Source organism: Bacteroidales bacterium, from assembly GCA_035353855.1.
Lineage (GTDB): Bacteria > Bacteroidota > Bacteroidia > Bacteroidales > CG2-30-32-10 > DAOQAK01.
Genome location: DAOQAK010000081.1, coordinates 1 through 8,114, shown reverse-complemented (window position 1 = coordinate 8,114; position 8,114 = coordinate 1). Strand labels below are relative to the sequence as shown.

Genomic DNA, 8,114 nt, shown 5'->3' with positions numbered 1-8,114 from the left:
CACTATTAAAGCGTTTTGATTTTTCCCTGCTTTTTTCCTGAGGAAACTCCAAACTTAAAAATTAGAATAGTTTTTAACTTATAATTAACAATTATTATATATACCTTATTATTATATCAATGAAGTTGACAATACTGATGAAACCGCTGATCCTGTTTTATCGAGCTTGACGGCATCGGATTACTTTATAATTTTAAAATAATTATTACCCTAATCATTTATAGGCAAAAAGAATAAACAAAAATTATTTATTCATCAAGCTATCTATTTTCCCTGATTTTATAAGCTCTTCAGCTTGTGCATCCATTTTTGCAGAACATCCTTTTACCGGGCAGGTGATGGCTGGTTCTTTGTGTTCTTTAGTATCTGCAGGTTCCCATCCCATGATATATAAAAGTGTAAAGAATCCAAAAACAAATGCTAAGGTAATATGCCATCCTTTACGAAGCCATAGCATAACATCTCGCGCTTCAGGAAATTTATTGGTAATTGCTACACCTGCCGATGAACCGAACCAGATCATGGAACCCCCGAAACCAACACTGTATGCTAACATACCCCAGTCGTAGTGCCCTTGCTGTAAGCAAAGTTTGGTTAAAGGAATATTATCGAAAACTGCGGAAACAAATCCAAGTATGAAAGCAGTCATCCATGATGCATCAGGTAATGTTTCAACAGGCATCATGGAAGCTGCTGTTACAAGACACAAAAGGAAAACAGAACCTTTAACAGAAGAATTGATTTCGTGCCATGGTATTTTTCTAAATGTTGCTCCAATAAGAATAGCAATCCAAACGCCAAGAGCAGGCATGTCATAATATATGTTTGATATGATGGCGCCAGCGAGTATCAATAAAACAATTAACAAACGTGCCCAATCCACTTTTACTCCTTCTTTTGCTTCAGCTGTAATAGGTTGCATCTTGTCCTGCTGTCGTGATGCAAACCATGCAATTATTAATAACGCTACAACTGCTGCTACATAAGCGTGAAGTACATTAAATGCAGATACCCCGTCAATCCACATCATGGTGGTTGTGGTATCGCCAACTACACTACCGGCGCCTCCTGCATTACTTGCTGCAACTATACCTGCTATATATCCTATGTGAACTTTATTTTTAAATACTACCAGGGCAATAGTGCCTCCAATCATTGCTGCTGCAATATTGTCGAGAAATGATGAAAGAATAAAAACAAAAACAAGCAATACAAAAGGACCTTTCCAGTCATCCGGTAAATATTTCGGAAGAATATCCGGAACCTTTGATTCTTCAAATATTTTAGCGAGAATTGCAAAACCTAGCAGCAATCCCAGCAGGTTTAATAAAATTCCCCATTCTCCTTGCCTTAAACTTTTATCAGTAAGTTGCTTCAATATTGAATTCTCACCAAAGAAATGTTCAGCAAAAGGGTATCCTGAAATAAAAAATAATTTGTAGATTACAATTACAGATAAGCCAATAATTGCAACCCAGAATGTTTGTTTATGGAATAATGCAACTCCAACAAGTGTGAGAGCAAAAAAAATAAATTCAATACGTATCCCACCGATAGAAGCGCTGGCTGTGCCTCCTTCGGCAAATGCCCATACCGGTACTATAATAAAAGCTGCAATTAAAAACAGCCATTTTGTTAAACTCTTTAGCATACTATTGATTTTATTTGTTTTGGTATTTCCAATAAATTATTATTGAAGGTGCAAATCTACAATTAAAACTATACCGACAGAAAAGAGTTTTGCAAAAATATTTTTTGTTTTCTGTACGGTATAACTCGTTCTAAACAGTTTTGCTTTTGCAAACCTGATAAGAACGAGTATATTTATATAAAAAATTTCTGTACGGTTGATTTGTAAGAATAGTATTCAATTGATTTTATTCGATGGTTTATATCTTCTCCAAAATTTAAATTTGGTAAAAGATGTATATACTATAATCCATTCAAAAATTTTATACCTTCTTAAATAATGAATTATTCTATAGCTGAAAAACAAAAAAATGAATAAGACAATACTTTCAAATGTAAAACGCAGTGTGGCATTTAGGAATGAACGGCCTGTAATATCAATATATTTATTTCCTTTAATATTTTCATAGATGTATGAAATAGCAACAGGATAAATAAGAATGAACAACCCGATGAAATACCCATGTCCGGTTTCTATTGCTCGTTTCGGGCAATTGTTCATGCACCTCATGCAGCTTTCGCAACGATACGACCAGAATGGTCGTTTATCAACAAGTTTGATGGCTTTTACAGGACATTGATTGATACATAACATGCAATTATCACAAGAAGCAGAAGCATAAAAAGTTTTTGATAAAATAAATCGCCCTATAAAATAATATCCGATTGCAATAGGCGATATCAGCAGGTCTATAGGTAAAGTGATAAGTGCGCGATACGTTTTTTTTCCACTGAGAATTTTTCCGGCAATAGAAATTGTTTTGTGTTTATAGTGTTCATACATTGAAATAACTACTTTTTCCCTAAGTCCGGGATGAAGCGATATCCAGTTTGAAGGCAAATCGATGGACCGCATTCCGATGATTCGGTAACCTTTTAAAAGCAATATGAGCGCAGCAAGTAGCAAAGCAATACCGCTAAGTCCGGGCAGGAATAATTTTGAAATTTTCATTCCTGCTCTTGTATTCATGATAAAAACTTTATTCCTGAATTTTGTTCGTGGCAATCGAAAAATAAAATTGATCATGATGGGAGGAAAGTTGAACCCGTGCGTAGGAGAGATAAGTCCGAGCATTTCGCCGTCAATAGGCACAATGGAGCGTTTCTCCATTTTTGAGATATCAATTATTTCAGAAGCAACTCCTTTTTCATTAGCATAATCACTAAACCATTCTGCTACATGTTTGGCATTTCCTGTCCCTGAAAAATAGAATATTCTCATAGAGCTTTTTATTACAATTCTTGAATGGTCGATTTTAAGTTATTTTTTTATTTTGAATATTTTCCAGTATCTCTTTTAATTCATTATTTTGATTTTCAAGATGCATTAAAATCGTTTCAATTTCGCGTTCGGCTTTTGTATTTACTTCAAAGTCTGCTTCGGCGCGCAATTCCGCATGATGGCTTTGAAGATTTTGTCCTATCATAAGCAAAGGCATTAAAAATATTTGTATCATGTTTGAAATGAAAAGCCATAAAACAAATGCAGGATATGGGTCAAAACGAAAAGCTTCAGGTGCTAATGAATTCCATCCAAGCCAGAACAATGTCCAAATAAAAATAATAAAGAAAAATCCCATCGTTCCCACATGGTCGGTAATCCATATAGCAAGTTTTTCAAGACGCGAAAGTTTTTGCTTGTGAACAACATTCGCGTTATGTATGGGTTTCCGAAGTTGTTTTAACTCCAGTAAGGTTTTTGGTTTATGTATTTCCATTGGATTATATTTTATTTTTTTCAATAAGTTCATCAAGAATGTTGATCACTTCTTTGATGCAATTTCCACAAATTTTTTCCTGCAAATGATTTTCTTTATAAAATTTTTTTCCTTCTTCTGTATTCAGGTTGCAGTTTAAGAGTTCGCTGCATTTTATGGTGTTGTATTTTTCTTTAAAATTTTTCACAAGATGATTTACAATAGCATAAACTTTTTCTTTGTTTTCAGCAATGTCTTCTCCTGGTTTATTGAAGGCAATACCTAATGCCATTATTCCGCCTATAATGGCGCCGCATGTTTCCTGCATTCGTGCGATACCGCCTCCAAAGCCAGATGAAAGGCTTGCTGCTATATCTTTATTAATTCCGAAATTTTCGCAGTATGTAATCAATACCGATTGAGCACAATTATAATCCGCATTAAAATATTTTATGGCTTTATCTTTTGTTGTCATTTCTTTAATTTATTGTGAACACAATTTTACAAAATATAATTAAGATATTATATACCGACAGAAAAGAGTTTTGCAAAAATATTTTTTGTTTTCTTTACGGTATAACTCGTTATAATCAAATTTGCTTTTGCATTCTTGATAAGAACGAGTATAGTAAGCAGCGACTGTTATTTTATTTTAACAACATTTAGTTTGCTTTTGTATTGCCTGCGTATTTAAATTTGTTTTGAGATCAATTATTAAAGGAGATTAAAAAATGAAATTCATAACATTCATATTAGCTCGTGTTCTTTTTGCAATTCCCTTTTTTATATTTGGGATATTTCATTTTATAAATGCAAATGCAATGGCAGGAATTGTTCCTTCATTCATTCCTGGTGGTGTTTTTTGGGTTTATTTATCGGGATTAGGTTTTGTGTTAGCAGCTATTAGTATTATCATACAGGTTAAAACAAAACTTGCATGTATGCTATTAGCAGGTGTTTTAGTTGTTTTTGTTCTTTTTGTTCATCTTCCCGGCGTAATTGCAGGTGGTGAAATGGCGCAGATGGCAATGATGGGTTTATTGAAAGATACTGCATTGGCTGGAGCTGCATTAGCTTTTGCCGGGCTGGATGAAAAAAAGTAAGTTTTGATCCTTACTTTATGAACCCTTGCTTTTTATATGGCAAGGGTTATTTTTTTAATAACCCTTCTACCATCTCAGTTACTTCTTTTAAAATTTCAGGATATTTTTCCTGTAACAGTGGTGTAAACTCATCACTGAATATCATGTCTTCAATTATTTCGACCGCGATAATATGGATGTTCTCAGGTGTAGTAATATCAAGCTCTTTAGCAAGTTTTAACGAAGTAAGAAAAGAAACATCATGAATGTTTGAAAGATGCGTGGTTTCTTTAAAGTCATCAGGAATAAATTGGTAAACGGTTCCCGGAATACCGTTCAGTGTTTTTATAGCATCGATAATGATAACCATTTTGAATTCCCTGATGTATTCAATGATCTCAAGGCCGCCAAGCGAAAGTGTATCATAAACAATATTTGGGAAAGGAAAATTTTTTTCTAAAAATTTTGTGATTTTTATACCAATACCATCATCCGTCAGAATATCATTTCCCATTCCGAGAATTAAAATTTTATTTTCTTCTTGCATACGATTTTTAAAAGCGCTGCAAGGTAATAAAATTATAGGATGCAGTAATCCTATAATTAATAGAAGACGATTTATGAAAATAAAATTTACAGCTATTCAACTTTATGAATACTGCTGGCACCTGATGTGCGCTGATTAATGTTTGGATTACCTTTGTAATTCACAGTGGAAGCTCCCGATGTTTCTATATCCAGTTTGTCGGTAACATTTAAATTTGCTTTACCTGCACCAGAGCTTGAGAGTGTAAATGTTTTTGCTGTAAGGTTATAGGCATAAATGTTGGCGGCACCTGATAGTTCAGCGTTTACATTGTCGGCAGTTCCGCTTAAATTAATATTTCCGGAACCACTGCAATCGATTGAAAGTTTTTGCAGTTCAACTTTCATATCAATATTACCAAGCCCGCTGATATCAATGTTGAGTTCATTCGTTTTAAAATTGTCTGTACTTTTTAAATCTACAGAACCTGAAATGTCGATATTTTTTATTTCACTCGTATTCACAAAAACTTTGATTGGTTTTGATCCATGGATGTTTTCCTTGTTCTTTATTATTAATGTATTGCTTTCAACTTTTGTGATAATTAATGACTGCAGGTTCTCATCTGCTTCTACCGATAATGAAGGAGCCGTGTCCTGGGTCAAATAAACTTCGTAAGCGCCTGAAATTTCAATAGAACTGAATGAAGTTATTGTTCTTTGCTGTTTAACGATTTTGCCATTTCCCTTTTCGAAATTTAAACCATTGATACAGCCAGCTATAGTAATGAATGAGGCAAGGATAACCCCTAAAATCAAGTTTTTCTGAAGAATAAAATGTGTTTTCATTTTTTTATTTTTTTGAATTAATATGTTTTATGACGACTAAAGAATATTATTTGTTATACCGATACGGAACAAGTTTCCGCGACAACTGCAAAATTATTTCTTGCTAATTTTTTCCTATCGGTATAACTCGTTCTAATCACATTTTGCAAATTTAATAAGAACGAGTATACAATTGATTTGAAATAATTTCCTTGTTAAGCTTTTTTATAATTTTATTCCCGTAATTTTTAAATGCTTCTGAATTTTTTGGAAGCTGATCTTTAATTGCCAAAATTAATTCATTTTTAATATCCGGTTCTTTTTCAGAAAAATCATAAAGTATTTGTAATGCATAAACTTTTATGGCAACATCTTCTTCAGTATTCGCAAGCTTTTCAAAGCAATAATTTATGAGGATGCATAACTGTTTTTCGTTTTTTAAATTAGTATGACGGGTAAATATTTTCAGCAGGCAACGTTTTACTCCGCTAGTTTTAAATTTTACCAAACCATTTATGATTTTATTATAATACGGTTCAATTAATCCGGGATTTTCCGAATCAATGATTTCTATAGTATTTGCTGCTCTTACCGAAATAGGGTGCTTATCGATGAATGCAAGTTTTAAAATTTCGGGGATGAGTTCCGTTTTTTTCATAGCAACATTTGCTGCATGAATTGCGGTAAGTTTCCCGGTGTCGGGGAGAAGGTCTTCAATATTTATTTTATTTTTTTGCAAGAATTAAAAAATGATTTAGTCTTTTATACAGCGTACAGAAAAGCCATTGGTGTTGAAAGCTATATTTAAACCACATTCAGTAGATCTGTCGAAAATATTAAAATAATAAGCTTTGTAAGGATTGTAAACGGATATTGACCACCAGCAAGCCCAAATTCCTTGGTAGTCAAAAACGTTTCCTATATAGTAACCGCCACCGGGCAAACCATTGAAGTTACTGCTGTTTATAAAAACTGAATCATGTTTTTCCATGTTTCCATGTGCGCAATCAGCTACGTGCGCGTATCCTGAAATGGAATCGTGTTTTGTTGCCCAATACGAATCTGATTTTAGTTTGGCGCCTGCAATTTCTTCACCACCTAAATAACTTACCAGGGAATCGAATTCACCTTTTGTTGGAATATGCCATCCCGAAGGACAGCCTGTTTTTGCTGTCTCCCAGTTATAAAGCCTGCCAAATATTTTACAATTATTACTGTCGTTATTATAGCACCAGCTCCCATGAGCTGTAACATAGTTTAAATTTTCAGCCATCCATGTTTGCTTGCCGATAGTAACTGTTTTATATGTTTGCCCGTCGCGGTTATCAGTCAAAATACCTGTTTCCTGTGAACGTGCATTCCTGTGAATGGATGTGATTATTAATATTAATGCAATAAAATATTTTAATAAAATTTGTTTTTCCATAAATGAAATAAATTATTAAAAGACTTACTTAAAACAAATATAGAATTTTTTAAACTTTAAATATACCGACAGAAAAGAGTTTTGCAAAATATTTTTTGTATTCTCTATGGTATAACTCGTTCTAAACAGTTTTGCCTTTGCAAACCTGATAAGAATGAGTATAACATCTTTACAATCGGTATTAGATAAAATTATTTTAATGATTAATTCCGGTGTTTGAAGAAAAACAAATCATAATCGTAAATATTTTTTAAAGTATAAAAATTATCGAAACCATGAGCTTTATAAAAAGGCAGGTTAATTAATGTTGAAGTTTCAAGATAAACAGGCAGGTTCAGGGTTTTTGAATGTTCAATGATTTCTTGAATGAGTTCACCGCCCAGACCTTTGCCCTGATTTCCGGGTTCTACGCCAATAAATGATACATGTAAATATTCTTTTTCGCTTCGTTGCGCATTAATTAAATTTTCTCTTTTTATATTGAATCCAATTTTAGTTAATCCTATTCCTTTAAATATTAGTTTTAACATCACGAATATTTTTTGTAAATGGAATTTCTCTTTTCCGTATACTTTGCATAAAGCTGCTGCTGTTCTTGATTTGTTGACAAAAACGAATCCATCATAAAATGAATTTACGAAACAATATTCCATCAGAACAGGGATAGCTTTTTTATTTTTAGCAACCGTGTTTACGCTTTTGTTATCGATGAATGCTTTTGAAAGCATATCAACTATCCAGTGTTTATCGGTGTATTTGGTGGTTGTCATGAATTTGTATTAGTAAAACAAAATTAGATTATAATTCGAATTATAAGAGCCTGTTTAAATTTTTTTCAAAAGAATTTTTATAGCAGCAATTTTAACC

10 protein-coding genes are annotated in these 8,114 nt (G+C 33.1%); 1 reads left to right on the top strand and 9 read right to left on the bottom strand.

From position 1 onward, the window contains the following. Nucleotides 1-244: 244 nt before the first annotated feature. The 4 genes from PKK00_14805 to PKK00_14790 form a co-directional block, all read right to left on the bottom strand. Complete coding sequence (locus PKK00_14805) at nt 245-1,651, bottom strand: hypothetical protein (protein HNW99674.1); 1,407 nt, start codon at nt 1,649-1,651, stop codon at nt 245-247. Between the two features lie 216 nt (nt 1,652-1,867). Beyond that, complete coding sequence (locus PKK00_14800; GenBank protein HNW99673.1) at nt 1,868-2,911, bottom strand: EFR1 family ferrodoxin; 1,044 nt, start codon at nt 2,909-2,911, stop codon at nt 1,868-1,870. A gap of 34 nt (nt 2,912-2,945) precedes the next feature. After that, nucleotides 2,946-3,407 carry a DUF1003 domain-containing protein gene (locus tag PKK00_14795; protein ID HNW99672.1) on the bottom strand — a complete coding sequence of 154 codons (462 nt, stop codon included), beginning with the start codon at nt 3,405-3,407 and terminating at the stop codon, nt 2,946-2,948. Nucleotides 3,408-3,411: 4 nt separating this feature from the next. Continuing rightward, on the bottom strand, nt 3,412-3,861 hold the full coding sequence (locus PKK00_14790; GenBank protein HNW99671.1) for a C-GCAxxG-C-C family protein: 450 nt from the start codon (nt 3,859-3,861) through the stop codon (nt 3,412-3,414). Between the two features lie 256 nt (nt 3,862-4,117). On the opposite strand from PKK00_14790, the gene PKK00_14785 reads away from it, so the two are divergent. After that, on the top strand, nt 4,118-4,489 hold the full coding sequence (locus PKK00_14785) for a DoxX family membrane protein (GenBank protein HNW99670.1): 372 nt from the start codon (nt 4,118-4,120) through the stop codon (nt 4,487-4,489). A 46-nt stretch (nt 4,490-4,535) separates the two neighbouring features. Here PKK00_14785 and PKK00_14780 read toward each other — a convergent pair whose 3' ends face one another. The 5 genes from PKK00_14780 to PKK00_14760 form a co-directional block, all read right to left on the bottom strand. Further along, nucleotides 4,536-5,015: a hydrogenase maturation protease gene (locus PKK00_14780; GenBank protein HNW99669.1), complete on the bottom strand. Its 480-nt coding sequence runs from the start codon at nt 5,013-5,015 to the stop codon at nt 4,536-4,538. Nucleotides 5,016-5,107: 92 nt separating this feature from the next. Further along, on the bottom strand, nt 5,108-5,842 hold the full coding sequence (locus PKK00_14775; GenBank protein ID HNW99668.1) for a head GIN domain-containing protein: 735 nt from the start codon (nt 5,840-5,842) through the stop codon (nt 5,108-5,110). A gap of 151 nt (nt 5,843-5,993) precedes the next feature. Beyond that, on the bottom strand, nt 5,994-6,560 hold the full coding sequence (locus PKK00_14770) for a hypothetical protein (protein ID HNW99667.1): 567 nt from the start codon (nt 6,558-6,560) through the stop codon (nt 5,994-5,996). A 15-nt stretch (nt 6,561-6,575) separates the two neighbouring features. Continuing rightward, nucleotides 6,576-7,247, bottom strand: coding sequence for an FISUMP domain-containing protein (locus PKK00_14765; protein ID HNW99666.1), 672 nt, complete (start codon nt 7,245-7,247; stop codon nt 6,576-6,578). A 203-nt stretch (nt 7,248-7,450) separates the two neighbouring features. Further along, nucleotides 7,451-8,017: a GNAT family N-acetyltransferase gene (locus PKK00_14760; GenBank protein ID HNW99665.1), complete on the bottom strand. Its 567-nt coding sequence runs from the start codon at nt 8,015-8,017 to the stop codon at nt 7,451-7,453. Nucleotides 8,018-8,114 lie beyond the last annotated feature (97 nt).

What these genes read in the sequence shown, in the direction of transcription:
- PKK00_14790 (HNW99671.1), bottom strand. Translation starts at nt 3,861, where the DNA reads ATGACAACAAAAGATAAAGCCATAAAATATTTTAATGCGGATTATAAT.
- PKK00_14795 (HNW99672.1), bottom strand. Translation starts at nt 3,407, where the DNA reads ATGGAAATACATAAACCAAAAACCTTACTGGAGTTAAAACAACTTCGG.
- PKK00_14805 (HNW99674.1), bottom strand. Translation starts at nt 1,651, where the DNA reads ATGCTAAAGAGTTTAACAAAATGGCTGTTTTTAATTGCAGCTTTTATT.
- PKK00_14775 (HNW99668.1), bottom strand. Translation starts at nt 5,842, where the DNA reads ATGAAAACACATTTTATTCTTCAGAAAAACTTGATTTTAGGGGTTATC.
- PKK00_14760 (HNW99665.1), bottom strand. Translation starts at nt 8,017, where the DNA reads ATGACAACCACCAAATACACCGATAAACACTGGATAGTTGATATGCTT.
- PKK00_14780 (HNW99669.1), bottom strand. Translation starts at nt 5,015, where the DNA reads ATGCAAGAAGAAAATAAAATTTTAATTCTCGGAATGGGAAATGATATT.
- PKK00_14765 (HNW99666.1), bottom strand. Translation starts at nt 7,247, where the DNA reads ATGGAAAAACAAATTTTATTAAAATATTTTATTGCATTAATATTAATA.
- PKK00_14785 (HNW99670.1), top strand. Translation starts at nt 4,118, where the DNA reads ATGAAATTCATAACATTCATATTAGCTCGTGTTCTTTTTGCAATTCCC.
- PKK00_14800 (HNW99673.1), bottom strand. Translation starts at nt 2,911, where the DNA reads ATGAGAATATTCTATTTTTCAGGGACAGGAAATGCCAAACATGTAGCA.